General features: G+C 66.8%; 27 protein-coding genes. 9 read left to right on the forward strand and 18 right to left on the reverse strand.

What is annotated here, in order from left to right:
- Window positions 1-2: 2 nt before the first annotated feature.
- From RU01_RS10015 to RU01_RS10030, 4 genes are read left to right on the forward strand one after another with little or no spacing between them, the layout of a single operon-like run.
- Window positions 3-1,064 carry an NAD-dependent epimerase/dehydratase family protein gene (locus RU01_RS10015; RefSeq protein WP_042574385.1) on the forward strand — a complete coding sequence of 354 codons (1,062 nt, stop codon included), beginning with the start codon at window positions 3-5 and terminating at the stop codon, window positions 1,062-1,064.
- A 2-nt stretch (window positions 1,065-1,066) separates the two neighbouring features.
- Window positions 1,067-1,723, forward strand: a complete 657-nt coding sequence (locus RU01_RS10020; protein WP_042574386.1) for a glycosyltransferase family 2 protein — start codon at window positions 1,067-1,069, stop codon at window positions 1,721-1,723.
- Window positions 1,720-2,400 carry a TIGR04282 family arsenosugar biosynthesis glycosyltransferase gene (locus RU01_RS10025; RefSeq protein ID WP_042574387.1) on the forward strand — a complete coding sequence of 227 codons (681 nt, stop codon included), beginning with the start codon at window positions 1,720-1,722 and terminating at the stop codon, window positions 2,398-2,400. Before RU01_RS10020 ends, RU01_RS10025 begins: the two co-directional genes overlap by 4 nt.
- Window positions 2,352-2,798: a GtrA family protein gene (locus RU01_RS10030; RefSeq protein WP_082043014.1), complete on the forward strand. Its 447-nt coding sequence runs from the start codon at window positions 2,352-2,354 to the stop codon at window positions 2,796-2,798. Before RU01_RS10025 ends, RU01_RS10030 begins: the two co-directional genes overlap by 49 nt.
- Before the next feature lie 24 nt (window positions 2,799-2,822).
- Here RU01_RS10030 and RU01_RS10035 read toward each other — a convergent pair whose 3' ends face one another.
- From RU01_RS10035 to RU01_RS10050, 4 genes are all read right to left on the reverse strand, one after another.
- Window positions 2,823-3,848: a YncE family protein gene (locus RU01_RS10035; RefSeq protein ID WP_042574389.1), complete on the reverse strand. Its 1,026-nt coding sequence runs from the start codon at window positions 3,846-3,848 to the stop codon at window positions 2,823-2,825.
- Between the two features lie 118 nt (window positions 3,849-3,966).
- A complete protein-coding gene (locus RU01_RS10040; RefSeq protein WP_042574390.1) occupies window positions 3,967-4,482 on the reverse strand; it encodes a winged helix-turn-helix transcriptional regulator in 516 nt (171 codons plus the stop codon).
- Between the two features lie 3 nt (window positions 4,483-4,485).
- Window positions 4,486-4,995, reverse strand: coding sequence for a PaaI family thioesterase (locus tag RU01_RS10045; RefSeq protein ID WP_042574391.1), 510 nt, complete (start codon window positions 4,993-4,995; stop codon window positions 4,486-4,488).
- A gap of 134 nt (window positions 4,996-5,129) precedes the next feature.
- On the reverse strand, window positions 5,130-6,293 hold the full coding sequence (locus RU01_RS10050; protein ID WP_042574392.1) for a mandelate racemase/muconate lactonizing enzyme family protein: 1,164 nt from the start codon (window positions 6,291-6,293) through the stop codon (window positions 5,130-5,132).
- Between the two features lie 96 nt (window positions 6,294-6,389).
- On the opposite strand from RU01_RS10050, the gene RU01_RS10055 reads away from it, so the two are divergent.
- Complete coding sequence (locus RU01_RS10055) at window positions 6,390-7,073, forward strand: GntR family transcriptional regulator (RefSeq protein ID WP_042574393.1); 684 nt, start codon at window positions 6,390-6,392, stop codon at window positions 7,071-7,073.
- Window positions 7,074-7,138: 65 nt separating this feature from the next.
- On the opposite strand, the gene RU01_RS10060 is transcribed toward RU01_RS10055, so the two are convergent.
- On the reverse strand, window positions 7,139-7,846 hold the full coding sequence (locus RU01_RS10060) for an NADPH-dependent F420 reductase (protein ID WP_042574533.1): 708 nt from the start codon (window positions 7,844-7,846) through the stop codon (window positions 7,139-7,141).
- 56 nt (window positions 7,847-7,902) lie between these two features.
- On the reverse strand, window positions 7,903-8,526 hold the full coding sequence (locus RU01_RS10065) for a TetR/AcrR family transcriptional regulator (RefSeq protein ID WP_042574534.1): 624 nt from the start codon (window positions 8,524-8,526) through the stop codon (window positions 7,903-7,905).
- Window positions 8,527-8,666: 140 nt separating this feature from the next.
- Here RU01_RS10065 and RU01_RS10070 point away from each other — a divergent pair, with 140 nt between their 5' ends.
- Both RU01_RS10070 and RU01_RS10075 read left to right on the forward strand, forming a co-directional pair.
- Complete coding sequence (locus tag RU01_RS10070; protein ID WP_042574394.1) at window positions 8,667-9,974, forward strand: NtaA/DmoA family FMN-dependent monooxygenase; 1,308 nt, start codon at window positions 8,667-8,669, stop codon at window positions 9,972-9,974.
- A 95-nt stretch (window positions 9,975-10,069) separates the two neighbouring features.
- Entirely contained in the window at window positions 10,070-10,462 is a 393-nt protein-coding gene (locus RU01_RS10075) for a hypothetical protein (protein WP_042574395.1), read from the forward strand.
- 24 nt (window positions 10,463-10,486) lie between these two features.
- On the opposite strand, the gene RU01_RS10080 is transcribed toward RU01_RS10075, so the two are convergent.
- The 6 genes from RU01_RS10080 to RU01_RS10105 are packed head-to-tail and all read right to left on the reverse strand — an operon-like array spanning window position 10,487 to window position 17,544.
- Complete coding sequence (locus tag RU01_RS10080; RefSeq protein ID WP_156148868.1) at window positions 10,487-11,242, reverse strand: hypothetical protein; 756 nt, start codon at window positions 11,240-11,242, stop codon at window positions 10,487-10,489.
- A gap of 48 nt (window positions 11,243-11,290) precedes the next feature.
- Window positions 11,291-12,361 (reverse strand): lipocalin-like domain-containing protein, encoded by a 1,071-nt coding sequence (locus RU01_RS10085; RefSeq protein ID WP_042574397.1) that lies wholly within the window; start codon window positions 12,359-12,361, stop codon window positions 11,291-11,293.
- Window positions 12,358-13,839, reverse strand: coding sequence for an aldehyde dehydrogenase family protein (locus RU01_RS10090; RefSeq protein WP_042574398.1), 1,482 nt, complete (start codon window positions 13,837-13,839; stop codon window positions 12,358-12,360). The genes RU01_RS10085 and RU01_RS10090 overlap by 4 nt, the downstream gene beginning before the upstream one ends.
- Window positions 13,836-15,149: a homogentisate 1,2-dioxygenase gene (hmgA, locus tag RU01_RS10095; RefSeq protein ID WP_042574399.1), complete on the reverse strand. Its 1,314-nt coding sequence runs from the start codon at window positions 15,147-15,149 to the stop codon at window positions 13,836-13,838. The genes RU01_RS10090 and hmgA overlap by 4 nt, the downstream gene beginning before the upstream one ends.
- On the reverse strand, window positions 15,146-16,390 hold the full coding sequence (locus tag RU01_RS10100) for an oxygenase MpaB family protein (protein WP_042574400.1): 1,245 nt from the start codon (window positions 16,388-16,390) through the stop codon (window positions 15,146-15,148). The genes hmgA and RU01_RS10100 overlap by 4 nt, the downstream gene beginning before the upstream one ends.
- Window positions 16,387-17,544, reverse strand: a complete 1,158-nt coding sequence (locus tag RU01_RS10105; protein WP_197074731.1) for an alpha/beta hydrolase — start codon at window positions 17,542-17,544, stop codon at window positions 16,387-16,389. Before RU01_RS10105 ends, RU01_RS10100 begins: the two co-directional genes overlap by 4 nt.
- Before the next feature lie 185 nt (window positions 17,545-17,729).
- Between RU01_RS10105 and RU01_RS10110 the strand changes: the two genes are divergently transcribed.
- The gene (locus tag RU01_RS10110) at window positions 17,730-18,218 is read left to right on the forward strand and encodes a hypothetical protein (RefSeq protein ID WP_156148869.1); all 489 of its coding nucleotides are present in this window, start codon (window positions 17,730-17,732) and stop codon (window positions 18,216-18,218) included.
- A complete protein-coding gene (locus RU01_RS10115) occupies window positions 18,215-18,787 on the forward strand; it encodes a hypothetical protein (RefSeq protein WP_052493216.1) in 573 nt (190 codons plus the stop codon). The genes RU01_RS10110 and RU01_RS10115 overlap by 4 nt, the downstream gene beginning before the upstream one ends.
- 9 nt (window positions 18,788-18,796) lie before the next feature.
- On the opposite strand, the gene RU01_RS10120 is transcribed toward RU01_RS10115, so the two are convergent.
- From RU01_RS10120 to RU01_RS10145, 6 genes are read right to left on the reverse strand one after another with little or no spacing between them, the layout of a single operon-like run.
- Complete coding sequence (locus RU01_RS10120; RefSeq protein WP_042574402.1) at window positions 18,797-20,083, reverse strand: MCE family protein; 1,287 nt, start codon at window positions 20,081-20,083, stop codon at window positions 18,797-18,799.
- A complete protein-coding gene (locus RU01_RS10125; RefSeq protein WP_042574403.1) occupies window positions 20,080-21,222 on the reverse strand; it encodes an MCE family protein in 1,143 nt (380 codons plus the stop codon). Before RU01_RS10125 ends, RU01_RS10120 begins: the two co-directional genes overlap by 4 nt.
- Entirely contained in the window at window positions 21,219-22,376 is a 1,158-nt protein-coding gene (locus RU01_RS10130) for an MCE family protein (RefSeq protein ID WP_042574404.1), read from the reverse strand. The genes RU01_RS10125 and RU01_RS10130 overlap by 4 nt, the downstream gene beginning before the upstream one ends.
- On the reverse strand, window positions 22,373-23,428 hold the full coding sequence (locus RU01_RS10135; RefSeq protein WP_052493217.1) for an MCE family protein: 1,056 nt from the start codon (window positions 23,426-23,428) through the stop codon (window positions 22,373-22,375). Before RU01_RS10135 ends, RU01_RS10130 begins: the two co-directional genes overlap by 4 nt.
- Complete coding sequence (locus RU01_RS10140) at window positions 23,425-24,408, reverse strand: MCE family protein (RefSeq protein WP_269430118.1); 984 nt, start codon at window positions 24,406-24,408, stop codon at window positions 23,425-23,427. The genes RU01_RS10135 and RU01_RS10140 overlap by 4 nt, the downstream gene beginning before the upstream one ends.
- Before the next feature lie 35 nt (window positions 24,409-24,443).
- Window positions 24,444-25,637 (reverse strand): MCE family protein, encoded by a 1,194-nt coding sequence (locus tag RU01_RS10145; protein WP_042574407.1) that lies wholly within the window; start codon window positions 25,635-25,637, stop codon window positions 24,444-24,446.
- Window position 25,638 lies beyond the last annotated feature (1 nt).

Below are 25,638 nucleotides of genomic sequence, written 5' to 3' on the forward strand. Positions count from 1 at the left end.
CGATGCACGTGTTACTCACCGGCGCGGCCGGTTTCATCGGTGAACACATTTACGAAGCACTGTTGGCGGCCGACCACGACGTAACGGCTGTCGACGCGTTCCTGCCTTCGGCACACGGCTCGACGCCGCGGCACGCGCCGAACGTCACGACTGTCGACGTCCGTGACCCCCGCGCTCTGGACGATGTCATGGCGGGGGTCGACGTGGTGTGTCACCAGGCCGCCGTCGTCGGAGCCGGCGTCAGCACCGCGGATGCGCCCGCTTACGCCAGCCACAACGACCTCGGTACTGCCGAAGTACTTGCCGCGATGGCCCGAGCCGAGTGCCGGAAGCTGGTTCTCGCGTCATCGATGGTCGTCTACGGCGAAGGTCGCTACCGCTGCCCCGTGCACGGTGTCGTCCGTCCGCGCCCACGGAACCCGTCGGATCTGCGGAACGGGGTGTTCGATGCGAAGTGCCCGGAGGGTGACGAGCCGGTGACGTGGGAGACGGTGGACGAGGACGCTCCGCTCGAGCCCCGAAGTCTCTATGCAGCAAGCAAACTCGCGCAGGAGAACTATGCACTCGCCTGGTCGCTGGCGACGGGCGGATCGGTCACGGCGCTGCGCTACCACAACGTCTACGGTGACCGAATGCCGCGTGACACACCGTATTCCGGTGTCGCCGCGATGTTCCGCTCATCGCTCGAGGGCGGTGAATCACCGACTGTGTACGAGGACGGTGGGCAGATGCGGGACTTCGTCGACGTCCGCGATGTCGCCGCCGCCAACCTTGCCGCCGTCGAGCACGACGGAGCGGGGTTCGTGGCCTGCAACGTCTGTTCGGGACACCCGATCTCGATCGGTGACGTAGCGCGCATTCTGTGTCGTGCACACGGGGGCGGCATCGAGCCGAAGGTGACGGGTCAGTTCCGTCCCGGCGACGTGCGGCACATCGTTGCCGGTGCCGCTCGGGCCGGCGAGATTCTCGGGTTCCGAGCTGCCGTCGGTCCGGACGAGGGGCTGACGCGATTCGCGTCGGCACCGCTGCGGGCGGCATCCGACGGCTCGGCCCCGGTGGTGTGACGATGATCGATCCTTCCGATGTCACCGTCGTACTCCCGTGCCGCAACGAGGCGCAATCTCTTCCCGATGTTCTCGACGCCGTGCCCGACGGCTATCACCGTCTGGTCGTCGACAACGGCTCCACCGACGGCACTGCGGACGTGGCCCGCGCGCACGGGGCGCACGTGGTCGTCGAGGCTGTTCCCGGGTACGGCTCCGCCGTGCACGCCGGAATCACCGCCGCGCGAACGACGGTTGTCGCCGTCATGGACGGGGACGGGTCGATGGACCCGCGCGAGCTGCCCGGGCTCGTCGCAGCGTTGGACTCCGCCCAACTCGTCGTCGGTCGGCGCCGCCCGGTGCACCGCAGTGGCTCGCCGTGGCACGCCCGCCTCGGCAACAAGGCCATTGCCTGGCGTCTGCGCAGACGGCTGAAGATCGACGTCCACGACATCGGCGCTCTTCGGGTGGCACGCCGAGAGGATCTGCTCTCGCTCGACGTCCCGGACCGACGCTCCGGTTACCCGCTGCAGCTGCTGGTTCTCGCCGCTCGGGCAGGGTGGACAGTTGTCGAGCACGACATCACCTACCGCCCGCGTACCGGGGGAGTGTCGAAGGTGTCGGGGTCGGTTCGCGGCACGGTGGTGGCCGTCTGGGATTTCGCGAAGGTGATTCCATGATCGATGCGACGCTGCTCGTCATCGCGAAAGCGCCGGTACCCGGCTTCGCCAAGACTCGATTGATGGCCGCCATGACCGCCGAGGACGCCGCGTCGGTGGCGGCTGCGGCGCTGCTCGACACGCTCGCCGCGGCGAGGCAGGCTCCTTTTGCCCGGCGGGTGGTCGCGATGACCGGCGACCTGGCCGAGGCGATGCGCAGCGACGAGATCCGAAAGTCACTGGCAGATTTTCTGGTCATCGACCAACGCGGGGACGGATTTGCGGAACGCCTGATCCACGCGCATCACGACGCCGCCGGATCCGGTCCCGTCGTGCAGATAGGCATGGACACACCGCAGGTCGACCCCGCGATGCTCACCGACGTCGGTGAGGCTCTGGCACCGTCGTCGGCGATCCTGGGCCGTGCCGAGGACGGAGGGTGGTGGGTGCTCGGACTGCACGACGCATCCGATGCGCAGGCCCTGCGAGCAGTGGAGATGTCCACCGACCGCACCGGGGACGACACCCGGGACGCCCTGCAGCGCTGCGGCCTCGTCGTCGGTGCAGCACCGACTCTGCGTGACGCGGACGAACTCGTCGATCTCGACCCGATCGCACGACAGTGCCACCCGAACAGTGAGTTCGCCCGATGCGTGGCTGCGCTCCCCGTTTCGAGGCCGACGGGAGAGATGCTCTGACTACGACATCCGGAACCCGGAGTGTGCTGTTCCGCTTCTACCTCGTCGGGGCTGCGAGCGCCGTCGCGTACGTTGTGTTGTTTCTCGTGTTTCGGGTCGTCATGTCGTCCCAGGCTGCGAATGTGCTGGCGCTCCTGGTCTCTGCGCTCGCGAACACCGCGATCAACCGCCGATTCACCTTCGGTATTCGCGGCACCGATGCGATCGTTCGCCAGTACGTGCAAGGACTTGTCGTCTTCGCCCTCGGGCTGGCGGTGACCAGCGGGTCGTTGGTGCTCCTCCACAGGTGGGTACCCGATGCGTCGCGAGCAGTGGAGGTATCCGTCCTCGTTGCCGCGAACCTCGTGGCCACGGTGGTGCGCTTCGTAGGGCTGCGCCGAGTGTTCACCGAACACTGATCGGGAACGTCGGAAAGGCACACATCACGGTGCGTCGACGCTGTCGGCAGGGATGATCTGGAGGCTCGAGTCCGCGCCGGGATCACTGCCTGTCACCAGGATGTTTCCCGAGCGTGGATCCACGGCAACGGAATTGGCCTGACGAACCGTCGGCAAGTCGGCCACTATTCGCGGCGACGCCGGGTCGGCGACATCGACCACCCGAAGGATGTTGCTCTCGGTCAGCGTGATCAGAAGTAACTTCCGATCGGCGTCGTAGGCGAGCCCGTACGGATTACCGGGTGCGTCGATGCGAGCGACCTCGCTGATGTCCGGGGTGATGCGCTCGAGGTAGACCGCGCCACCGTCGGTGTCGGCGAAGGCAGCGAGGTCGGGGCCGAGCGATGTCGCATGCGTCAGTTTGGTCCCCAACGGTCCCTGCGCGACGAGCTTCTGGTCCGGCCCGCTGTAGATCCAGATCCCGTTGCCCTGCACATCGGCGACAGCTGCGTAATCGCCCACAGCGGCAACTCCGCCCGGTTGTACGGGGCCGGCGGGGAGAGATGCTGTCACGACACCGTTGCGGACGAAGACGACTCCGCCGCCCATCTCGTTGGTCACGACGGTCGTGCCGTCGGCGGTCACCACGGCATCGTGCGGTTGCCGTCCGACGCCTCGAGTGGTGGAGAGCGTCGCGCCGTTCGCCGGATCGACCAGGAGCAGTTCGTCACTGGACTCGAGTGGCGCGAGTACAGGTCCATCCGGGCCGGCCAGAGAGAGGTGCCGCGGGGCGCCGACCGTCGGCACGAACTGCCGCTCCACCCCGGTCGCCGCGTCGAGCAGCCTCAGGCCGTCGGGTTCACGCACTGCGGCGACGGCGATGCCGGACGCCGTGACGACGATTCCCTCGGGTGCTCCCGGAAGCGGGACGACGGTGCCGATCGGATCCTGTGCTTCGGGTGCCCGGGCCGGTTCGGCAGCAGGGGTCTGTGTGGGCGCGGGTGCAGGTTCCTCGGTGGAACAGCCGGCGAGAAGAGCGAGTACCGACAGAGCGACGACGAGTCTTTTCACGTTGTGCCACCGAGCTTCCTTAGTGCGGCGTGGAGCGTTCCTTCGAACATACCCGGGAGGCCGGCCCGATCTGCGCGAGTGGGCTCGATCAGGCGCAGCGAATCGTATCGAGCGCTCCTCAGCGGGTAGAAGGTTGCCGTGTGCGCCGCTCGGCTCGGAGGTCGGGATCGAGTCGCCGCGCGAGCGATTCGGATGCCGCGGGGCCGGCGACGAACCGAGCGTTGCTCTCGCCGAGGGTGCGGCCCGTTCGACGATCGACGAACACGGGGTCGATCTCCTCACCCGCGTCGTCGACGAGGAGCATCCCTCGATCGTCGGGGTCGACGTGCTTGTTCCCCCAGGCATAGAGCGCGACGATGACGGGAGTGAGTTCACGTCCTCGGCGGGTCGACACGTATTCGGAACGTGGTGGATGGTCCTGGTACTGCCGACGTTCGAGCAGACCCGCCTCGACCAGAGACTTCAGACGCCTGGTGAGCATGTTCGGCGCGATACCGAGGTTGCGTTCGAACTCGTCGAAGCGGGTGAAACCGTCGAGAGCGTCGCGGAGGATCAGCAGCGTCCACCATTCGCCGACCTGCTCGAGGGCGCCCGCGACGGGACATCCCACGTTGTCGAAGCTGCTGCGCTGCATCGGTTATCGCGGTGCGATGACGAGCAGCGAGCTGGTGGCCGTCGCTACGAGTCTGCCCTGGTTGTCGACGATGGACCCTTCGGCGAAGATCACCCGCGACCCTGTCTTGGTCACCCGTCCTGTCGCAGTCAACGGGCCACTGGTGTCCAGGATGTTGCGGAGGTAGCTGACGTTGATGTCGATCGAGGTGTAGCCGGTGCCGGCGGGCAACGTCGTCTGGGCTGCGCACCCGACGATCGTGTCGAGCAAAGTGCACGCGAGTCCGCCGTGGACCGTGCCGATCGGGTTGTAATGCGCCTGTGACGGTGTGCATTCGAACACCACCGTGCCGACCTCGGCTCGGATGGCGGTGAACTTCATCAGGGCGGCGATCGGTGGGGGAGGCAGTTCGCCGTCGACCAACGCCTGCATCACCTCGAGTCCGCTCATGCTTGCGGCCCGGGCCAGAACCGGACCCGGGTCTGCCCAGGTGAAGGTTTCGGACCGCTGAAGCTCGTCGGTGTCGCTGTGCATAGCGCTCCCATAGGTGCTCGAATCGGGCCGTCGCCGGCGTGTGGTGCCGACACTATGGTGGTTACTAGCATGATGCAAGTAACCGACCATGGTGTTCGTCGGTGCCCATGATTGCGGTCTGCGGATCCGGGAGATCAGTGCAGTTCGCGCAGCACCGCGTAGAACGCGGCCTTCTCCTCGAACCCGATTCCGGGGCTCTCGGTAAGTCCCACCTGACTGCGTTCGACGACCGCCCCGTCGGCGAATCCACCGGTGGGCTGGAACTCGCCGGGGTAGGACTCGTTGCCGCCCAGCTTCAATGCGGCGGCGATGTGCAGCGAGAACTGGTGCCCGCCGTGCGGGATGCACTGACGTGACGACCAGCCGTGGTCCTTCAGCATCGTCTGGATGCGCAGGTACTCGGTGAGGCCGTAGCTCAGCGCCGGGTCGACCTGGATGATGTCGCGGTCCGGTCGCATGCCGGCGTAGCGAACGAGATTACGAGCGTCCTGGAGTGAGAACAAGTTCTCGCCGGTAGCGATGCGACCCGAGTAATGCTCGGACAGAACAGCATTGAGTCGGTAGTCGAGTGGATCCCCGACCTCCTCGTACCAGAAGAGTCCGTACGGCTCGATCGCCGCGCCGTATTCGAGGGCGGTCGCCAGGTCGAATCGACCGTTGACGTCGACGGCGAGGCGTGACCCGTCACCGTCGAGGACCTCGAGCACCGCGTCGATGCGGCGCAGGTCCTCGGCGAGGTCAGCACCGCCGATCTTCATCTTGACCACGTGGTATCCCATGTCCAGGAACCCGCGCATCTCGTCCTGTAGATCGGCGAGGGTCTTCCCGGGGGCGTAGTACCCGCCCGCCGCGTAGACGAAGACGGAGTCGTCGGGCACGCCATCACCGTGCTTGTCGGAAAGCCAACGGTAGAGCGGCTTCTCGGCAATCTTCGAGGCGAGGTCGAACAGGGCCATGTCCACGACACCGACGGCGACCGACCGCTCACCGTGGCCGCCCGGCTTCTCGTTGCTCATCATGACGTCCCACGCGATGGTGGGATCGAGTTCGCCCTCTGCGTCGAGGAGCGAGTCCGGCGTCGCGTCGAGCAGGCGCGGGATGATGCGGCGCCGCAGGATCTCGCCGGCGCTGTAGCGGCCGTTGGAGTTGAAGCCGTATCCGACGACGGGCTCGCCGTCGCGCACCACGTCGCTCACGATCGCGACGATGGAGCAGTCCATCTTGCTGAAGTCGATCCAGGCATTGCGGATCGACGAGCTGATCGGAACTGTGCCCTCGTGCACTGCGGTGATCTTCATATGGAATCCTTCTTGCATCTTGTAAGCCTTATAAGGTATTCAAAGGCTATACTCATCACGACCGAGAACACAACCCGTGCCGAGAGGCGGACCACCGTGGCCGTTGCGCAGAATGTCTTCTCCAGCAAGGGAGACGTGGCCTATGCCCAACTGCGTAGCTGGATCCTGCTGGGAACACTTCCCGCGGGGTCCCGTCTGGCGCAGTACGAACTCGCCGACCGTCTGCAGATGAGCATCACCCCGTTACGAGAGGCGGTGCGGCGACTGAGCAGTGAAGGTCTGATCGAACTCGACAGTCACAAGAACGTGCGCATCGCATCGATGTCGGCCACCGAGGCACGCCAGTTGTTCGAGGTGCGTCTGTCTCTCGATCCGACCGCCGTGGAACTGGCTGCCGAGCGGCGCACCGAACGCGACATCTTCGAGATGCGGGCCGCGGCCTCTCGACTGGTTCCGGTGACGCAGAGGTGGGGTGAAGAAGGTCTGATCGCGCACCGTGACTTCCACCGGACCTTGTATCTCGCCTCCCACAACGACGTTCTCATTCATCTGCTCGAGGACCTGTGGGACAAGTCCGATCGGTACCGCCGGGTTGGCCTGGAGCTACCGCCCGGCGCCGAACCCCGGACCGTCGATCATGAGGAGCACTTCCAGATCCTGGAACTCGTCGTCTCGGGTGACAGTCGCGCGGCGGGGGAGCTGACCCGCACGCACATCGTGAACAGCCTCACCGCCGCAGCTATCGAGGCGCTCGAAGGTGACGAGGTCACCCCTTCCTGACCCGGTCGTCAGCCGTCCCACGCACCGGTCGGGCCGAGCCTTCAGGGGCCGGCGCCTGGTCGCCGTCAGAACTGTCGCGCGGCGACGTCAGGTCGGTGGGAGGCGGCGAGCAGCTCGCGGAGACGGTCGGCCGGGACCGGCGCTCCGGGGTCGGCGAGGTAGTCAGCGGCGAATGCGGCTTGATCTGCAGCGTAGATCGGGGTGTACGCGCCGGATTCGGGTTCGAAGCTCCAGGATTCGGCGAGTGTCCCGGCGTCGACGGTGTCGAAACCGAGGGCGGTCACGATGGCCGCCACGCGCGCTTTGGCGTCGGCGTCGTCTCCGGCGATCGGCAGGGCTGTCCGGGGTGTGGAGTGGGCCAGGTTCGGGATGTGATGGAAGAGGATGTTGTTGAACGCCTTGACGATCACCGTGTCGGGTAGCAGTGCCTGTTCGTACTCGGCGGTGGTGCTGTCGAGGGAGTCGAGTTGTGCGATGCGTCCGTCGCGGTGTGGGTAGTAGTTGCCCGTGGAGAGGACGGTCTTTCCGGCGAAGGCGTCGCTAGGGAGGTTCCCGTACGCTCCCAGCGGCACGGACAGCAGGGGGATGTCACCGAACTCCGCGGCGTCCCGGACGGTGCCGGCCCGAGCGCCGGGTCCCAACTCCGCGATCAGGTCTGTGAGTGACTCCGGTCCTCGCGAGTTCGCGATCACGACCTCGTGGCCCGCGGCGACGGCGAGTCGGGCTACCGCGGATCCGATCGATCCACTGCCGATGATTCCCAGGCGTGTCATGGTGCTGTCTCCTTCTGTCGATGTCGTCTCACGGTCGTGAAACATCAAGTCGTCGATCACGTCTCGGCGGGTTCGCCGGTCGTGTCTCGGGTGTGCGAGGTTGTCTCCCACCCTCTGCGGGTGAGCGTGGCCAGTGCCGCGGCGGAGTCACGGTCGGCCATCGCCGCACCTCGGACCCAACTCGTGGCGAGGCCGGCGAGGAACAGGTCGCGTGCTCGAACGTCGGAGCGTGCACTGCCTTCCCGCTGTGCGGCTTCGAGGAATTCTTCGGTCGCCGTGATGAATCCCTGACACGTCGTGGCGAGTGGGGACTGGTCCGTCGTCGTCGCGGCCCGCAGTGGTTCGGGGAGCCCGTCGAACGCGCTCGCCCACTCGGTCAGTGCCTCGAGCCACCCGTCGAGGGCGTCGGCCGCGGTCGTCGATCGGGTGCGCAGCTCGTCGCGTCGGGAGACCAGTGCGTCGTCCCGTGCGGTGAGCAGTGCGGCGAGAAGTGCTTCGCGACTGGGGAAGTGGCGGTACAGCGTCCCCGCGCCGACGCCGGCCTGCTTCGCGATCGCGTCGAGGGAACCGCCGACTCCGTGTTCGGAGAAGAACTGTTCGGCGACGCCGAGGATGTGGTCCCTGTTGCGCCGTGCATCGGCTCGCGGGGCGCGAACCTTGCTGATCGCGTCATCGGCCACGTCGATCACCTCTCTGTTGACAAAGCGGGGAGTGTCTCCATATCTTGCTGAAGTGGAGACTACCTCCTCTTGTCGACGGTGTCGACAGCCGGTCGTCTCTCGATCGCGACCACACTGCTCTGCCACGGAAAGAAGACACGATGTCCGAACAGATGATCATCGGCATGCATCTGGGCAACGGGTACGGCAATCTGCCCGGCTCCTGGCGGGCACCCGGAGTCGAACCCACCAGCTATGCGAGCTTCGACGCAAAGGTGCGACACGCACAGGCGGCCGAGCGGGGAAAGCTGCAGTTCCTGTTCCTGCCCGACGGGCCCAGCCATGTCGGCGACATCGAGAACGAGCCGCCGAACTTCAACCTCGACGTCATAATTACTCTGGCTGCTGTCGCGCGAGAGACGACTCGGATCGGCCTGGTGGCAACCGGCTCGACCACCTTCACCGAGCCGTTCACCCTCGCCCGGCAGTTCAAGGCGCTGGACGTCCTGAGTCACGGTAGAACGGGGTGGAACGCCGTCACCTCGAGCGGCGAGGACGTCGCGGCCAACTACGGCAGGTCGTTGACCTCCGGGCCCGAGCGCTACGCACGGGCGCACGAGACAGTGCAGCTGGTGCAGTCGCTCTGGGGCAGCTGGGGAGAATCCGCCTGGGTGCACGACCAGGAGACCGGCCGCTTCGCGGATGCCGAACAGATCGCTCCGATCAACCTCGGTGGTGCCCATGTGGCCTCCCGCGGTCCGCTGTACATCCCACCGTCGGAGCAAGGACAACCGGTCATCTTCCACGCCGGCGGAAGCGCGAATTCCCTCGAGCTCGCCGGTCGTTTCGCCGACGCCGTGATCGGTGCCGCATTCACCATCGAGGACGCACGTGCGCAGCGCGATGCGTTCCGACACGCGGCCGAGCGCGCCGGGCGCGACCCCGATGCGATTCGCTACGTCGCCGGTCTGATGACCTCCCTCGCCGACACGCGGAGGGACGCCCTCGATCGTCGAATCCTGCTCAGCGGGCGGACTTTTCCTCAGCGCGCGTCCTACCTCGGACGCATGCTGGGACTGCACCTCGATCACACGCACCTCGACGAACCACTGTCGGCCCGGCAGTTGTCCGCGGCCCGTCCGTCGCCGGGCGACCCCCGATCGGGCCACGCCCTGGCCATCGCACGTGAGGGCTGGACCGTCCGCGACGTGCTCGCGCACGGGGTCATCGACTACCACCCTGTCATCGTCGGTCCGGCCTCCGATGCCGCCGATCACATGCAGGAATGGTTCGAGGCGGGAGCAGTCGACGGCTTCTGGGTCTCACCGGACGTCTACGACGGAGGGATCGATGCCTTCGTCGACGGAGTCGTCCCGATCCTGCAGGACCGCGGTCTGTTCCACCTCGAGTACGAGGGGTCGACCCTGCGAGACCACCTCGACGTCCCGGCGCTGTACGGGACGAGGTGACCCCGGTGGCGCCGTCCTGTCTACGTCGGCTCCTTGACTGCGGATGCCGTCATAGGTGACGATATCGTCACATAGTCCGCAACCTGAGGATCATCATGCTTCGAACATCGCCGCGCGGGCTTTCGCGAGACCTTTCCGCGGCAGTCGGGCTCGCCCGCGCGGCGATCGGTATCGCCCACATGATCGCGCCGACTCGTGCGAACGAGCTGCTCGCCGGCCCCGACGCGTCGCTCGCCACGACCCGCGCAGCGGCCCGAACTTTCGGTATCCGGGAGATCTACATCGGCGGTGGGCTGTACGCGGCAACTCGTCACGCACCGGCCGCCGTGCGGACGCTGCTCCGCGCCGGGGTGGTCGTCGATGTGTGGGACACCGCTGCGTTCGCCCGCACGGCCGACTTGCCGACGAGGACACGGACAGCCGGATGCATCATCGCCGGGGGCTTCGCCATCGCCGGCGCCCTGGCCGAGATGCACCTGGATCGCTGACGGCCGAACCACGTGATCCGACGCTCAGCGCACCATCTCCACCTGAGCATCGAAGTCGAATCTGTTGATCGCTCCGATTCCCGTTGCCGTCTCGGTGCCCATCAGGGACGCGATGGGTGAATTCGGTTCGGCGGTCACGTGCCCGATCCCGGCCTGCGCCGTCGGCCGATGGACCGTCAAACGGAGAGAACTTCTGCTGTTCTCGGTGTCCTTCCAGATGCTGACCTGCCCGAGAGGCGACGGCAGTCGTGGAACGGGCGCCTCGTCCACGATCCGTACGGAGCCGCCCTCCGAGACTCCGCCGACTGCGTCGGCAGTGGCACCGACTCCCGGCACCAATGCGATGTCGAACCCGGCCGTTCGCATCAGATCGTGGATCTGCTGATTGTCGGTCACCTGCTCCACGGCGTAGAAGTGGTACCCCGGCCGAGCATCCTTGCGGTCGACGGAGAGCACACGCTCACCGAAGGTGACGGGACCGTCGACGGGGACGCCGTCGATGGTCCCACTCTGGCAGGTCTCGACACCCATCAGGAGTGACGAGTTACCCGGAATGCCGGGACCGCCGGGCAATCCGATGAAGGACGAGGAGGTGTAGCCGTCCGGCAGTGTCGCGGCTGCGCGCTCGGGTGGCACCGAGACGATGGCGGACACCTCGACGCAGTCTCGAAGCTGGAAGCTGCCGAGAACATCGTTCGGTGTGGCGGACGCGGACGGGGCTACGGCCGAAGCAAGGGCGAACACGAGCGCCGCGGTGAACGAGACGGCCGTGGGCCGCACGCCCTTGGAGTGTAGGTGCATCGACATCTTCCTGTGTGGCGTGAACGGTCAGTTCAGGGCGACGAGTTCGTGAAGAGTTCGCCCCGTGCGGGTTTCGGTCACCCCGTCGCGCACGACGGTCAGCACGAAGGTCGAGTCGAATCGGAAGTAGCCGGGATGACCGACGAGGCTGTAGAGCAACGGTCGGAACATGCGATGGCCGGCTACTGGAACGTCGTCCAGCAGGTCGTGGGCGTGCACGACGTTCTGGACGGTCAGCAGGAGGGACACCTGTCCCGGTACCTCGATGCGGAGCCACGCGGGGTACGACCGGTTGGCGATCTCGTTGAACACCATAGGTCCCTCGGTGACGTCCGCCTCGCCGGAGCTCAGGATGATCTCGCCCTTGTACGCCAACATCAGCGGGCGACTCTCGTGGGCGCCGAGCCGAGCCTGCGTCTTGACCAAGGCGTAGAGCAGCGAGTAGTCGTCGTCGTACAGTCGGCCCCAGTGCCAGCGGTCGATGACGCGCTTCATGTCGCCCGCGCCCCAGTTGTGGTCCGCGTAGCCGCGCCCGGTGACGGCAGTGGTTCGTCCGGCGATGGTGATGGATCCCTCGACGCGCGCACGCGGCGCGGCGACGACCCAGCCGAAGACGTCGGTGCCTCCGAACAACGTCTCTCCCTCGCCGGGCATCCAGCTCGGAAGTTCGTTGTGGAAGCGGAGATCGAAAGTGACGTCCTCCTCGGAAAGGTAGAGATGATGGATGGGGAGCCCGTCGGCGGGGAACTCCGCCCACGCGTGATTAGGCCCCACGACGACGTCGCAGGCGGCGATCGACGCGATGGCGTCCTTCTTGGAGTGGCGGACGAAAATCTGTCGGCGTGAGCCGTCGGGTGCGTAGATCAAGATCTCCACGCTCGGTTTCGCCACCAGCGCAGGCTCTTCGGGCCGGCGCAGGTTGAGGAATCCGATGATGGTGTGACCGTCGTCGAGGTGGGCGTCGAAGTACCAGTGCTCGAAGCCGGACCGGCTCCCCGGCACGGGATGAGCAGCATTGTGGCGCGGGTGGACGTCGGTCAGTCGTGCGTCGCGGCGGCCGGGGCCGTTCCAGGTCTCGACGATCTCCGGCGCGCTCATGCGGAGAATCCGATGTGAACGGTCTTCTCTTCGGTGTCTCCGTCGAGTCCGGTGCGACCGAGTTCGCGGCCGACCCCGCTCGCGCCGCGTCCGCCCCACGGCAGAGCCGGGTCCGGCACACCCCACCCGTTCACCCACACGGTGCCCACGCGAAGTTGCTCGACGACGGAGTGCACTCGAGAGATGTTCTGCGAGTACACCATCGCGTTGAGGCCGTATTGCGTGTCGTTGGCGATCGCGACGGCCTCCTCGGTGGACGAGAAGCTGATGACGGTGGCGACGGGACCGAAGATCTCCTCCCTGGCGATGGTCAGGTCGTTGTGTCCGCGGAAGACGGTGGGCTGCACGAACTGTCCCGGTCCCTCGATCCGCCGCCCACCGGTGATCAGCTCTGCGCCCTCGGTGACACCGGAGTCGATGTAACCCATGATGCGATCGAGCTGACGTTCGTTGACGATGGTGCCCATCGTGCTGGTGTCGTCGAACGGGTCTCCGATCACGGCCGCGTCGGCCGCAGCAACCAGCCCCTCGACGACACGATCGACGACGGACTCGTGTGCGAGAACGCGCGTGCCCGCGGCACACACCTGGCCCTGGTGATAGAAGTTGCCCATCGCGATCCACGGCATCGCCGCGTCGAGGTCGGCGTCCTCGAAGATCAGTTGTGGTGCCTTCCCGCCGAGTTCGAGGACGATCTTGCGGAACGTGGTGCCCGCGAGCGCCTGGATCTGCCGGCCGACACGGGGGCTGCCGGTGAAGGACACCTTGTCCACACCGGGATGGCCGGCCAAGGCCGCACCGGCCGTCACGCCCAGACCGGTGACCACGTTGAGCACACCCGGCGGTAGACCGGCTTCGGCACACAGATCCGCAAGGTGCAACGTGGACAGGGACGCGTCCTCCGCGGGCTTGATCACCACCGTGTTCCCTGCGGCGAGTGCGGGTGCCAGCTTCCACGCGGCGATCAACAGCGGGTTGTTCCACGGCGTGATCGCGGCGACGACACCGAGAGGCTGCCGGACGGTGTAGCCGAACCGGCGTTGCGGTCCGAAGTCCGGCAGCATGACGGTGGTTCCGGAGATCTTGTCCGCCCACCCAGCGAAGTGCCGGAACACCGCGGCAGCGGCCGGGATGTCGCCGTTCACGGAGTCGCGGAACAACTTGCCCATCTCGACTGCTTCGAGTGCGGCGAGGGTCTCGCAGTCGCGATCGATCAGATCCGCGATCGTGAGAAGGATCCTCGTACGTTCCGGGCCGCTGACGCGCGACCAGTCACCGTGGAACTGCGCACGTGCAGCGCGGACGGCCCGGTCGACGTCGGCCTCGGCGCCGGCAGCGACGGAGGTGACGAGAGCACCCGTGGTCGGATCGATGCTGTCGTAGGTCTGCCCATCGGAGGCAGCCTGCGAGGCGCCGCCGATACGCAGCAGCGGATCGGGTAGGGCGACAGAGGGACGGGTGGTGGTGCTCGCGGTCATGGCTGCTCCGGGTTGCTGGGAGTGAGGGGAGACGTGAAATGGCGCTGCAGTCCGGCCCACGAGGAGTCGTAATCCGGCTGGCGATGCGGTGCGTCGTGGGCGAGTGGGGTGACGAGCAGGGGGAGCCGTGTCTCGAACATGAACGGCAACGATCCTTCGAGCTTCTGCGGTGCCAGGTCGGCCGCGGTGGCGAGGTCGAAAGTCTCCTGGTCCGGTCCGTGCGCACCCCACATGTTGTGCAGACTTGCACCCCCGGGCAGGAAGCCTTCTGCCTTGGAATCGTGTTGCCCCCGGACCAGTCCCATGAACTCGGTCATGACGTTGCGATGGAAGTGCGGGGGCCGGAACGTGTGCTCGGCGACGTTCCACCGGGGCGGGAAGATGGCGAGATCCACATTCGCCTGTCCCGGCCGTTCGGAGGGCGACGTCAGAAGCGTGAAGATCGACGGGTCGGGGTGGTCCCACCCGAGTGTTCCCATGACGTTGAAGTCGGCAGTGTCGTACTTGTACACACCGTGATTGCCGTGCCAGGCCACCACGTCGAGAGGCGAGTGGTCCAGCTCTGTCGAGAAGAGTCGGCCGCCGAACTTCTGGATCTTCTCGACGGGTCGGTCGTCGTCCTCGAACGCTGCGACGGTGTAGTGGAAGTCCCGCGCGTGGGCGAGACCGTTCGCGCCGATGGGTCCGAGTTCGGGGAGCGTGAAGTAGGACCCGTAGTTCTCGCATACATAGCCCGCGGCATCGTCGTCGAGCAGCACGACTCGGAACGTGATGGCCCGTCCGACGACGGCGATCTCGCCGGGAGCGACGTCGACGATTCCGACCTCGGTGTGTATCCGTAGACGGCCGGACTGGGGAACGATCAGCAACTCTCCGTCCAGGTCTGCGACGTAGCGGTCGGTCATCGATCGTGTCGCGTGGTACAGGTGGATCGCGATGCCGTCACGCTGCAGCGCATCACCGTTGGCAGCGATGGTCGTGAGGCCGTCGAGAAAGTCGGCCGTCTCGAAGGGTCGGGCCACGGGATTCCACCGAAGCCGGTTCACGTCGAGAACTCCGTCACTCAGCGGCGCGGATCGGAGCGTTGGGTGGTCGATGAGGTGATACGGCCGGTGCGCTGCACTGGGGCGGATCCGGTACGTCCAGGTGCGACGGTTGACCTCTCGCGGCTCGGTGAACGCCGTCGCGGACAGTTGTTCCGCGTAGAGACCGTGGGGCGCTCGCTGCGGCGAGTTCTGACCTCGGGGGAGTGCACCGTCGAGGGCTTCGGACTGGTGTTGGTTGCCGAAGCCGGATAGATACTCGGTCATCGTCGCAGTGCTCCGTTCGCGTCGAATTCGGCCTCGCGGCCGTCCATCTGGTCCCGGTACCACCGGAGTCGTTGTGCCACAGCGACCTTCTCGACGACGGGCGCCACTCCGGGTAGGAATCGTCGGGAGAGCTCGATCGCTGTCAGGAGAGGGAAGCGCAGGAGGATGATCAGAATCCACGGGAACGCCCGAGGCATCGTGTAGTCCGACCGTGTCACCGGACTCATGAAGAGAGCGGTGTAAGCGCCGTGAATGCCGTAGTTGTACCGCGCGCGGAGACGCGCGAGGCCTCGCTGCTCGGGGCGCGGTGCGAACCCTGCAGGGAAGGACTCGATGAGTTCCTTGCCGTGTGGTCCGGCGTCGTAACTGCGGGCGGCCGACACCATCGCCGTCATGCGGAGTGAGTCGGCGATGGTGGTGGGGAAGTTCGACACGTCGACACCCAGCAGGTGACCCATGTACTTCTGGAAATGGAGCAACGCCCGGATCTCGTCGGCGGTGGTCTGCAGACCCACCAGCCGCAGAGCCAAAGCAGGGACGGTGCTGCCGCCGAGGAGAGTCAGCATCTGGTAGCCCTGGCTGATGGGGTAGCCCCACTTCTCGCGATCCCACTCCGGGTGTCCGTCGACCTTGCGACGTACGGCGACGTGCATGACGCGGACCTTCATCGCGGTGGCTCGGCCTTCGGACCCTATGCGGGACAGGGCACCCGGCTCGGAGGTGTCGATCCAGAACTTGCAGGTCTCGAGGAATCGGCGCATCGCGTTGTCGCCGGCGTACCCGCCTGCCAGTGAGAGCGGGGTGGCGACGGCAGCCTCGGTGTACATCTCGAGGGTGATGCCGCCGGCAACGGTGAACAGCATCGTGCCCCACCGTCGCCACACCGCGGCCCCGCGTTCCACCAGATCGGTGTCGAGCCAGTCCGGTTCGGTCTCGAACTCGTCGAACAGGACGCGCATGCTCTCGGGAACGTCGGGAAGAGAATCGATCCCGTGAGCGAGTGCACGGTCGAGGAGGGCGCGTGTTCCCGTCGGGTCTGCCGCGTACACCTCGTCGACGAAGTTCTCGGCCACTGTGTCGCCGAGGAACAGACTCTCGCAGAACTCCCTCGCGACGTCATCGCTGGGGAACGGTGACGACCGGAACACTCGCTCGAACAACGCTTCAGCGCGCTGGATACCGGGACTCTGCCGGTTCTCCCAGTAGGTAAAGGCGGTAGGAGTGCGGGTGGCGCTGGTCATCTCGATGTCCTCTCCGACAGGGCGTCCGTCAGCCAGGCCAGCGCTGCGGTGGTGACTCGGTCGACTCCGTCGGGTTGATCGACCAGGTAGTGGTTCAGGTGGGGCATCTCGACGACCGTCGCGCCGCCGCGAGCTGCGGCCATCGCACGCGCATCGTCGGCGAAGGCCGCTTGGTCACCGAGCAGAGGCATGACGAGGGTAGGAACTGTCACGTCGGTCAGGTTGCGCACGGCATCCGCGTTCGTGTGGTCGAGGCTCCACGTGCTGAGCCAGCTGCGGACCGAGACGAAGCGCGCGAGTCCGCCGGCAGCGGAATTGGCCGCGAACGGGTCTCCGTACATGCTGCCCGGAACCCGATCGCTCGGGTCCAGCGTGATGTCGACGAAGCGTGGATCCGCGACGGTGCGGTGGACGACGAAGGCCCGGTCCGACGCCCCGCGCCGCGTGAGATCGTCGAGTTCGCCCAGTGCCCACGTGTCGATTCGGCGCATGCGGGCGAGCTGCGCCGCCCGGTACTCCTCGACCCACGTGCGGTCGAGTGGCGTCGTACGTCCAGGTGCGTAGAGGTCGAGGTCTGGGGCGACCGAGGACGGGTCGGACTCGTCCACGACTGCTCCGTCGATCCAGTGGCGCAGGACGCGGGCGCGTCCGGAGTGCGCTCCGACAAGCATGAGGGCATCCGCGGGAACGAGCTCCGCCGACGCGAGATCGACAGGGTCTCCGGCGGGAGTCGTCGTGATCGTCGGAGTCTCGGCCTGCGACTGGTAGAACGCGGACAGCGAACCGCCGCCGCTGAATCCGAGGAGAACGACCTTCTCGAACCCGAGCTCGTCCTTCATCCACCGCACACCGGCGCCCACGTCCAGAGCCGCGCGTTCCATGATCAGTGCCGGCTCGTTGGAGGAGTAGCGGGTGTTGAGACCCATCGTGGGGATGCCGGCGGCCGCGAATCCGCGGAGCAGGAAGTGCGACAGGAAGTCGCTCGACGGGTGCGCCATCAGGATGCCGACGCGTCGATCAGGCCTGCCGATGGGCGACACCAGATTCGCATGCAACGTCGGGTAGTGCCGGGAGAGTCCGGAATGCATCTCCACGCGCCCGTCCCGCGCCGGTTCGTACGGTATTCGCTGGAACTCGTCGACTGTCTCCGGCACCTGCCCCCTGCTTTCGATCGGTGAAATCCGGTTGTTCGTGTGGAGCGAACGTACCGTACTACCGGGTATGGAGAAAGCGTTTCGGACAACGAAATCTGTTCCGCTGTTTCGGAAACAGCATCCGTACTCTGTAGTACGGTCGGACCTGAGGGCCGCGCTGGAAGTGGCCCGGGACAGGAGTGGCTGTGCGCACACGAACGCGGGTGATCGTCGGTGTACTCGCTGTCGCCGCGGTGGCCACCTCGGTCACGGTCTCGGCCACGACGTGGACGCGATCTCAGGAGGCTCGCGAGCGCACCACGCTCGAGCAGCAGTACCTGCAGGTCGCACGGCAGGGCGTCCTCGACCTCACGACCATCTCCGCAGACACGGTCGATGCGGACGTCGAGCGGGTGACGTCGGCGTCCACCGGTCGCTTCCGCGACGAGTTCTCCCAGCGCGCTGCGGATTTCGTGTCCGTCGTCCGGGATGCGGACGTCACTGCCACCGGAGCGGTGAGCGAGGCGGGAATCGAGTCGATGACCGATTCCGACGCGCAGGTGCTCGTGGCGGCGACATCGACGGTCACCAATGCCTCGGGAGCCACGGACGAGCCGCGTGTCTGGCGCCTGCGCGTCTCGGTCGCACGCGACGGTGACCGCCTCGCGTTGTCCGACGTGCAGTTCGTGCCGTGAGCGACGACGTGGCGGTCACTCTGGACGCCGACACGGAACCTGAGGATGCGGTCGACGACGGCGCGGCGACCGATCGACGACGGGGCCTGCGCCGGAGGGGTGCGCAGATCTCGATCGTCGTCGGAATCGTTGCGCTGGTTGCTGTCCCGGTCGGGATCGAACTGACGGTCCCGGATCGGGCGGTATCCGATGCCGTCGAGTCGGACGTCGTCCGGGCGGCGACGGAGGGTACCGTCGCCGTCCTGTCCTACCGAGCCGACAGCGTGCAGTCCGACGTCGACGGCGCGAAGGCACGCCTCACCGGCGATTTCCTCACCTACTATTCCGGTTTCGCCGAGCAGTCCGTCGTTCCGGGAGCGATCGAACGCGGACTCACCTCGAGCACGGTCGTGTCGGGTGCCGCGCTCGTCTCGATGGACGACGCCGAGGCCGTCGCGCTGCTGTTCGTCAACCAGACTGTCACTGCGGCAGACTCTCCCGATCCGCGTGCCACCTCGACCAGCCTCCGCGTGGAGATGGCGCAGGTGGACGGCCGCTGGCTCGTCTCCGCGCTGGATCCTGTGCGGTAGGTCGCCGGGTCACTCGTCCGGCAGCATCATCTGTTCCACTGTTGCGGGCGGCGCGTCGGACAGTGTCGACTCGACCCATCGCGACCCGTCATCGGTGATGTAGGACCCGTTGTTCGGGTCGTAGGCACCCTGTCGGCACAACTGCACCGTCGCCGCCCGCCGGCCCGGGAACTCCTGGCACGGCAGGTTGCGTGCACCGCGGATCGCGCTGGGGTCGTCCGGCGCAACCTTGCAGTACAGGTCGGTCGGCGTCGGCACGGTGTCGACCTCGACGGGTGACCTGCGTTGGTCGGCGGGGAGGAAACCCTCCGTGCACGGCGGCGGGTCGTTGAGTTGTGCGGCGAAGTAGGTGTTCTGGCCGGGGTCACCGGCATCGGCATTCGCTTTACCGGTGCCCTGCGTGGCAGCGATGAGAGGGGGATACAGAACCAGGATCTGTTCCAGCGCAGCGTTATAGGTGACGGCCACCTGCTCGACGCTGATCAGGTTCGACAACAACAGGGGGAGTGTGGGGCGCAGATCCTGGAAGAGGCCCGACACCGCAGCGCCCAGGGGTTCACCACCGTCGATGACGGATCGTAGGTTGCCGTTGCGCGCCGACACCTGACCGGTGACGGTGGCCAGCGACGCGGCCCACGACCGGATGGCGTCACTGCTCGCGGCGGTCGCACCGAGCACCGGGTCGAGATCGGTGACGAGGGCCGCGATCGGGTCGATGTTGTCCCGCGTCGCCGTGGTGACGAACCCGAGCGAGTCGAGCAGCTCGCCGAGGGAGTCACCGTCGGCACCCAGCGCGAGGGAGCTGTCGTCGAGAACGCGCCCGAGAGTCACCGGGTCGACGGATCGGAACGCCGCGTCGAGACGGTCGATGGTCGGGGCAACCGCCGTCGGGATCGTGGTGCGGTCGATCGGGATGACCGACCCGTCCCCGAGAAAGGGCCCGTCGTCGGTGTCGGGAAGGAGATCGATGAACTGTTCGCCGATGGCCGACATGCTGTGCACCTCGGCGCGTGTCGACGCAGGAACCGACACGTCCGAGGACAGGGAGACGACGGCCGACGCACCGGTGGGAGTGACGCGCAGGGCACTGACCTTTCCGATCTCGCTGCCGCGGTAGGTGACGTTGGCGTTGGTGTACAGGCCGGCGCCCCCCGCGAGCTCCACGGTCACGCTGTACCGGCCCAGCCCGAGCTCTTGCGGAATGCGTGCGTAGTGGACACCCGTGATCCCCACCGACAGCACTGCCACCACGGCGATGACCGTCAGCTGAACACGTAGTCGGACAGTCGGAGTCATGGTGCGCCGTTCTGTGGCAGAAGGTTCGGGGGCAGTAGCAGGTCGTTCACGGTGGGCAGCGTGGGCGTCGGTGTGGGTGCCATGGCGCCCACGGCTCCCTCGAGCCCGGCGAGCATCCCTTCGAACGGTGTGCCGAGGAGAAGAGCGTTGTCCAGCGTGGCCATCCGGAGATCGAGCGTCACCTCGCCGTTGGCGTAGTCGCCGCGCACCGCGTTCTTGTAGACGTCGATGGGGAACGGATAGGTGAGGAGATACCGGAATGATTCGGTGAGTGATGTTCCCGAATCCGCGAGAGACTTCAGGACCGGGCCCAGATCGTCCAGTGCTGTGACGAGGTCGTCGCCGGTGTCGTTCACGATGGCCTCCGCCGTCGTGCCGAGGCGTCCGAGGGAGTCGAGGGCCGAGACCAGGTCCCCCCGGCGATCCGACAACACGGTCAGAGCCGGAGCCAGCGCGGTGACCGCGTCGCCCAGGACCGCGTCGTTCGCGGCGACCGTCCCGGCGAATCGGTCCAGATCCACGATGGCGTTCTGGATGTCGCTCTTCTGATCGTCGAGTCCGACGAGCAGTGTCTCCAGACCCGCCAGGACCGAGCGCAGCGACTCCTCGTTGCCGTCCAGTGCCGCGTCCACCTCGGTCGTGATGTCGTTGATGCGGGCGAGCCCACCCCCGTTCAGTACCAGGGACAACGACGACAACGTCTGCTCGGTCGTCGGATACGCGCCCGCCCGGTCGAGGGGGATCGCATCGCCATCGGAGAGTCGACCCTGGGCGTTTCCCGTTGTCGGAGAGACTAATTCAATGTGGGTCGATCCGAGGAGGCTCGTCTGCCCCACCGATGCGACGGCATCGGCAGGGAGTGCAGTACTGCCGTCGAGACGCACGGTCACCTCGGCGTGCCCGTCGACGAGCGCCAGATCGGCCACACGTCCGACGGTGACGTCGCCGACGAGGACTCGCGCGTTGCGTTCGATCGTCGAGACGTCCGGCATCTCGATGACCACCTCGTACGATCCGGGACCGTCCCCCGCTGTGCCCGGCAGCGGAAGCGAGTTCAGGCCCTGCCATCCGCACGCCGACAGCAGTGTCGACGTGCACAGAACGAGTGCCACCGACGCCGCGGCCTTTCGTGTCGTCATCGCCCACCCTCGCTGTCGACGATCTGGCCCGGCAGAGCGCCGACACCCTTGATGGGGTTCGCCTGCAGGGGCAGGTAGTCGAACGCGAGAGTCTTCAGCAAAGGACCCAGGTACCGGACACACGACTCTGCTCCCTCCTGCGCTCCCACCTGCTCGGCGGCGGCGATGGCCGAACAGACGAAGTCCATCGGATTCGCGAAGTTGTTCGGCGCCAACGACGAGACGATCGCGTTGTGCGCCGGCTGGTAGATGTTGTTCAGATTCGACAGCGCAGTAGGCGCTACGTGGAGGATCTGCGCGATGCCGTCCCGCTGGGACGCCAGCTCGGCCGTAAGCTCCTCCAGGCTGCCCAGCGCGGTTGCGACGCCCGTCCTGTTCTCGCGGACGAAGCGCTCCACGTCCGACACCGCGCCGTCCAATGATGCCAGCGCGCTGCCGATCTCGTCCTGATCGTCGGCCAGCACGGAGGTGACCGAGGCCATCGTCTCGTTGAACGTGACGATCTGCTGATCACTCGCAGCGAGTGCCGACACGAAGACCTGGAGGTTGCGCACGAGGGAGTAGAGGTCGGTTCTACCGTCCGAGAGCGTGCGCATCGCGTCGGACAGCTGGGTCAGCGTGGTGCGGATGTCCTGCCCACGCCCGCCGATATTGGCGTCCACCGCATCGACGAGCGCTCCGAGGGGCCTGGCGGCGTCGACCGAGTCGGGCCCGGTGGGGCCCTGCGGCGCGAGCGTTTCGGACACGCGAGCGAGTTGTTCGGTGATGCGGTCCCACTCGACGGGCACTGCGGTCCGATCGAGCGGGATGGTGTCGGCGGATCGGAGGGTGTCGCCGCCGTCGTACGCCGGGGCGAGCTGGACGAAGCGCGAAGCCACCACACTCTGCGAGACGATGACCGCCTTCGCGTCGGCCGGAATGGAATACGACGAGTCGTAGCGCAGTCCCACCTCCGCGTGGTCGCCGCGAGGCTCGATCGAGGTCACCGAGCCGATGGTCACTCCCATCAGGCGCACGTCGTCACCGACGTAGAGACCGGTGGTGTTCGCGAACTCCGCCGTCACCGCAACCGAAGTGAACCGCGGCACGATCGCATAGGACGCGGTCGCAGCGACGACGAGGAACAGCACGACACCGACGAGCCTCCTGGTCATCGGGGTGCTCCGTTCAACGCAGTCAGCGGATTGACGGAGGTGGAATCGGCCGGAGCCGGGCCCAGTCCGAGGGCAGCCCGGATGAACGGGCTGATGACCTGGCCGGGGATCAGGTTCTGGATGTACGAGTTGAAGAACGGTCCGCTGGACACCGCCTCGCCGAGTTGTGTCACGTACGGCCCCAGGTTCTCGATCGCGGCGGAGATGTCCGCCTTGTTGTCGGTCAGGACGGTGAGGACGGAGTCGAGCGAGGCCAGTGTCGGTGCGAGCTCGGCCTCGTTGTCGGCCACCAGTCCGCGCAGTTGGTCTGCCAACCGCGTCACGGTTCCGAAGAGTGTGTCCACGGCGCCGCGTCGTCGGTCGAGTTCGGCGAGAACCGTGGCCGCATCGACGATGAGCGTGTCGACCTGCGCACTGCGGTCGGCAAGGACGCCGGTGACCTTCTCGGCCGACGCCAGGAGGTCACGCAAGCTCTCGTCCCGCGACGCGACCGTCGCGGACAAACGACCCACCCCGTCGATGGCGCGGCCCAGGTCGTCCGGTGTGCGGTCGAGCATCTCGGTGGTGGCGGCGAGTGAGTCGGTGAGCTGCTCCGTGTCGATACCGGCCGCGTCGTCGGTGAGGTCGCCCAGAGCGTCCGTGAGCTGATACGGGCTGGTGGTGCGGTCGAGTCCGACGGGTTCCGTCGTCGACAGGCGGCCGGCGCCACGCGGATCCATCCGGAGGTTCTTGGTGCCGAGGACGGTCTCGGTGGCGATGGCGAGACGGGTGTCGTTGCCGGGCAGCACCTTTCCCTCGATCGAGAACGTCACCAGGACGGCCTGTCCCGCGACCGCGATATCAGTGACCGTCCCTACCCGCACCCCCGCGACCTCCACGGCGGCGCCTGTCTCGAGTCCTCCGGTGTCGAGGAACAATCCGCTGTACGACGTTCCGGCGGAGACGATCGGCAGTGCGGCCGCGTTCATCGCTGCTGCTGCGGCGATCACCACGAGGAAGGTGCCGACGATGCCGGTGCGGACGGTGTCGACCGTGCGAAAGCGTTCCATCATGCTGGGGCACACCTTCCCGTGTTCTGACCGATGAGCGGTGTCGTCAGGCCCTTGACGTCGGGCGTGTCGATCTTCAACCTGATGCCGCACAGGTAGTAGTTGAAGAAGTTCCCGTACGCGCCGAGGCGGCTGAGGGAGGCGTACGTGTCCGGAAGGCGAGTGGTGATGCTCGCGATGGTGTCCTTGCCGGCATCGAGTTGTGCTGCCGTGCGCTGCAACTGGTCGACGGTGGTGTCCAACGGCGGACGTGCGTCGACGAGCAGGTCACCGATCGTGGCGGCCGAACTGTCGATGCTCGTCAGTGCCTCACCCCATGTACGGGTGTCGACAGCGAGGCCGGACACCAGCGTCCGAGCACTGTCTATCGCGAGGGACACGTCGTCCTGGCGCCCTGCGAGTGTCGCCAGGGTGGTCCGCAGATTCGTGATCAGCTGTCCGATCACCTCGTCACGGTCTGCCAACGACGACGTCAGACTCGCGAGCCGCGCCAGCACCGAGGCGACGGTGCCGCCCTGCCCCTGGAAGACGTCGACGAGTTCGCCGGTCACTCTGTTCACGGTGCTGGGGTCGAGGCCGGAGAACAACGGTTGGAATCCGCCCAGGAGTCGGTCCAGATCCAGTGCAGGAGAGGTCCGGTCGACCGGGATGGTGGCGCCGGCGGCCAGAGGAGCTGCGTCACCGGCAGTGTCGGCCAATTCGAGGTAACGATCGCCGACCAAATTCTGGTAGCGGATCGTGGCCGTGGTGGACTCGGTCACGGTGTACGCATCGGTCACGTCGAACTCCACCACGGCGTGGTCGTTGTCGACGATGTCCACCGTGCCCACCGATCCGACCTCCACACCCGCCACTCGGACGAATTCACCACTGCGCAAACCGGACGCGCTGGTGAAGAGCGCCCGGTGGGTGGTGGTCGAGTCGAAGCGGACCTGGCCGAAGACGACCACCAGCGCGGCGAGCACCAGGGTCATGGTGACCACGAAGCTCGTGAGCCGAACAAGCTTGCCCCGGTGACTCATCGAGTCGTGCTCGGTGCTGCGAGACCGCCGGGCAGGAAGTCGATGATGGACGCCGGGTCGAGGACGGGAGCGGTGAGACCGGCGCGGAACGGGTTCGATCCGGTGTCGGCGCGGACGTAGGGAGCCGGAATGTCGCTGTCGGCCAGCAGCGGCAGCGCACCGCACCGGGGCCCGCCGGTGGCAGCGACCTTCGGCAGGTCGGTGGCGTACTCGTACGCCGGCACCCCGAACAGCACGGTGCTGTTCAGCAACATCGTGCGGCCGTTGCCGCCGGAGACCTTCTCCGCGGCCTGCCGTGCGATGTCGGCGCCCTGAAGGAAGCACGTGAACTCGGGGGAGTACTCCCGCAGCAACCCGGTCGTCGGGACGAGATCGGCCACCGTGGCTGTCACTCCGTCGGCATTCTCCGCGAGAACGGTGCGAGCGTCGGTCGCCGCTGCCGTCAGCGACGTCAGGGCGGGGCCCAGCGCATCGGTGCTGTCGGTGATCGTGCGCGCGGTCGTGGTCAGCGAGGCCAGGGTGCTGACCAGATCCGGTGCGCTGTCGCCGAGCGCGCCGGACGTGACTGCTGCGGAACGGAGATCGCGTCGGAGCGTGGGGACGAGCGGAGTGACCGCCCCGAGCACGGTGTCCAGGTCCTCGATCGTCGCGCCCAATGCGCGGCCGCGACCGTTCAGGGCGGTCGAGAGCGCTCCCAGGGTGGTGTTCAGCTTCTCGGGTTGCGACGCGACGAGAACGGACGTCAGCGATTCGAACACGGAGTTCACCTCCACGGTGACGGAGGAGGCGGCGATGACGGCGCCGTCGGCGATGGGTACGGCGGACGGTGCCGGGGGAGCGGTGAGAGTGACCATCTTCGATCCGAAGATGGTGGTGGCGGCAATGGTTGCCCCGACATCGGAGGGCACCGAACGCGCGATGTCGCCGCGGAGGCGGAGGTCGATCACGGCGCCGCGGGTCGACGGGCGGACCTGCGAGACGGTGCCGATCTCGACGCCGTTCATCTTGACCAGGGCGCCCCGCTGCATCACCAGCCCGGCGCGATCGGACTGCACCGACACCGAGACCGACGGCATGATCGCTTCGGTGACGGTGCCCCGATAGGCGAGGTAGGCCGCCGCGACCACTCCGATGATCAGCAGAATCGACAGGAGCGCAGCACCTTTGAGGCGAGCGGAGGATTGCGTCATC

This window comes from Rhodococcus sp. MEB064 (assembly GCF_000834565.1).
In the GTDB taxonomy this organism is placed as follows: domain Bacteria; phylum Actinomycetota; class Actinomycetes; order Mycobacteriales; family Mycobacteriaceae; genus Rhodococcoides.

Bases quoted from the DNA above. Each gene is read 5' to 3' on its own strand.
- RU01_RS10060 (WP_042574533.1), bottom strand. From the start codon at position 7,846: ATGACACGCCTGGGAATCATCGGCAGTGGATCGATCGGATCCGCGGTA.
- RU01_RS10015 (WP_042574385.1), top strand. From the start codon at position 3: ATGCACGTGTTACTCACCGGCGCGGCCGGTTTCATCGGTGAACACATT.
- RU01_RS10030 (WP_082043014.1), top strand. From the start codon at position 2,352: ATGCGTGGCTGCGCTCCCCGTTTCGAGGCCGACGGGAGAGATGCTCTG.
- RU01_RS10070 (WP_042574394.1), top strand. From the start codon at position 8,667: ATGTCCGAACAGATGATCATCGGCATGCATCTGGGCAACGGGTACGGC.
- RU01_RS10130 (WP_042574404.1), bottom strand. From the start codon at position 22,376: ATGACCAGGAGGCTCGTCGGTGTCGTGCTGTTCCTCGTCGTCGCTGCG.
- RU01_RS10125 (WP_042574403.1), bottom strand. From the start codon at position 21,222: ATGACGACACGAAAGGCCGCGGCGTCGGTGGCACTCGTTCTGTGCACG.
- RU01_RS10100 (WP_042574400.1), bottom strand. From the start codon at position 16,390: ATGACCAGCGCCACCCGCACTCCTACCGCCTTTACCTACTGGGAGAAC.
- RU01_RS10050 (WP_042574392.1), bottom strand. From the start codon at position 6,293: ATGAAGATCACCGCAGTGCACGAGGGCACAGTTCCGATCAGCTCGTCG.
- RU01_RS10020 (WP_042574386.1), top strand. From the start codon at position 1,067: ATGATCGATCCTTCCGATGTCACCGTCGTACTCCCGTGCCGCAACGAG.
- RU01_RS10090 (WP_042574398.1), bottom strand. From the start codon at position 13,839: ATGACCGCGAGCACCACCACCCGTCCCTCTGTCGCCCTACCCGATCCG.
- RU01_RS10040 (WP_042574390.1), bottom strand. From the start codon at position 4,482: ATGCAGCGCAGCAGCTTCGACAACGTGGGATGTCCCGTCGCGGGCGCC.
- RU01_RS10025 (WP_042574387.1), top strand. From the start codon at position 1,720: ATGATCGATGCGACGCTGCTCGTCATCGCGAAAGCGCCGGTACCCGGC.
- RU01_RS10045 (WP_042574391.1), bottom strand. From the start codon at position 4,995: ATGCACAGCGACACCGACGAGCTTCAGCGGTCCGAAACCTTCACCTGG.
- RU01_RS10085 (WP_042574397.1), bottom strand. From the start codon at position 12,361: ATGAGCGCGCCGGAGATCGTCGAGACCTGGAACGGCCCCGGCCGCCGC.
- hmgA (WP_042574399.1), bottom strand. From the start codon at position 15,149: ATGACCGAGTATCTATCCGGCTTCGGCAACCAACACCAGTCCGAAGCC.
- RU01_RS10145 (WP_042574407.1), bottom strand. From the start codon at position 25,637: ATGACGCAATCCTCCGCTCGCCTCAAAGGTGCTGCGCTCCTGTCGATT.
- RU01_RS10120 (WP_042574402.1), bottom strand. From the start codon at position 20,083: ATGACTCCGACTGTCCGACTACGTGTTCAGCTGACGGTCATCGCCGTG.
- RU01_RS10135 (WP_052493217.1), bottom strand. From the start codon at position 23,428: ATGATGGAACGCTTTCGCACGGTCGACACCGTCCGCACCGGCATCGTC.
- RU01_RS10075 (WP_042574395.1), top strand. From the start codon at position 10,070: ATGCTTCGAACATCGCCGCGCGGGCTTTCGCGAGACCTTTCCGCGGCA.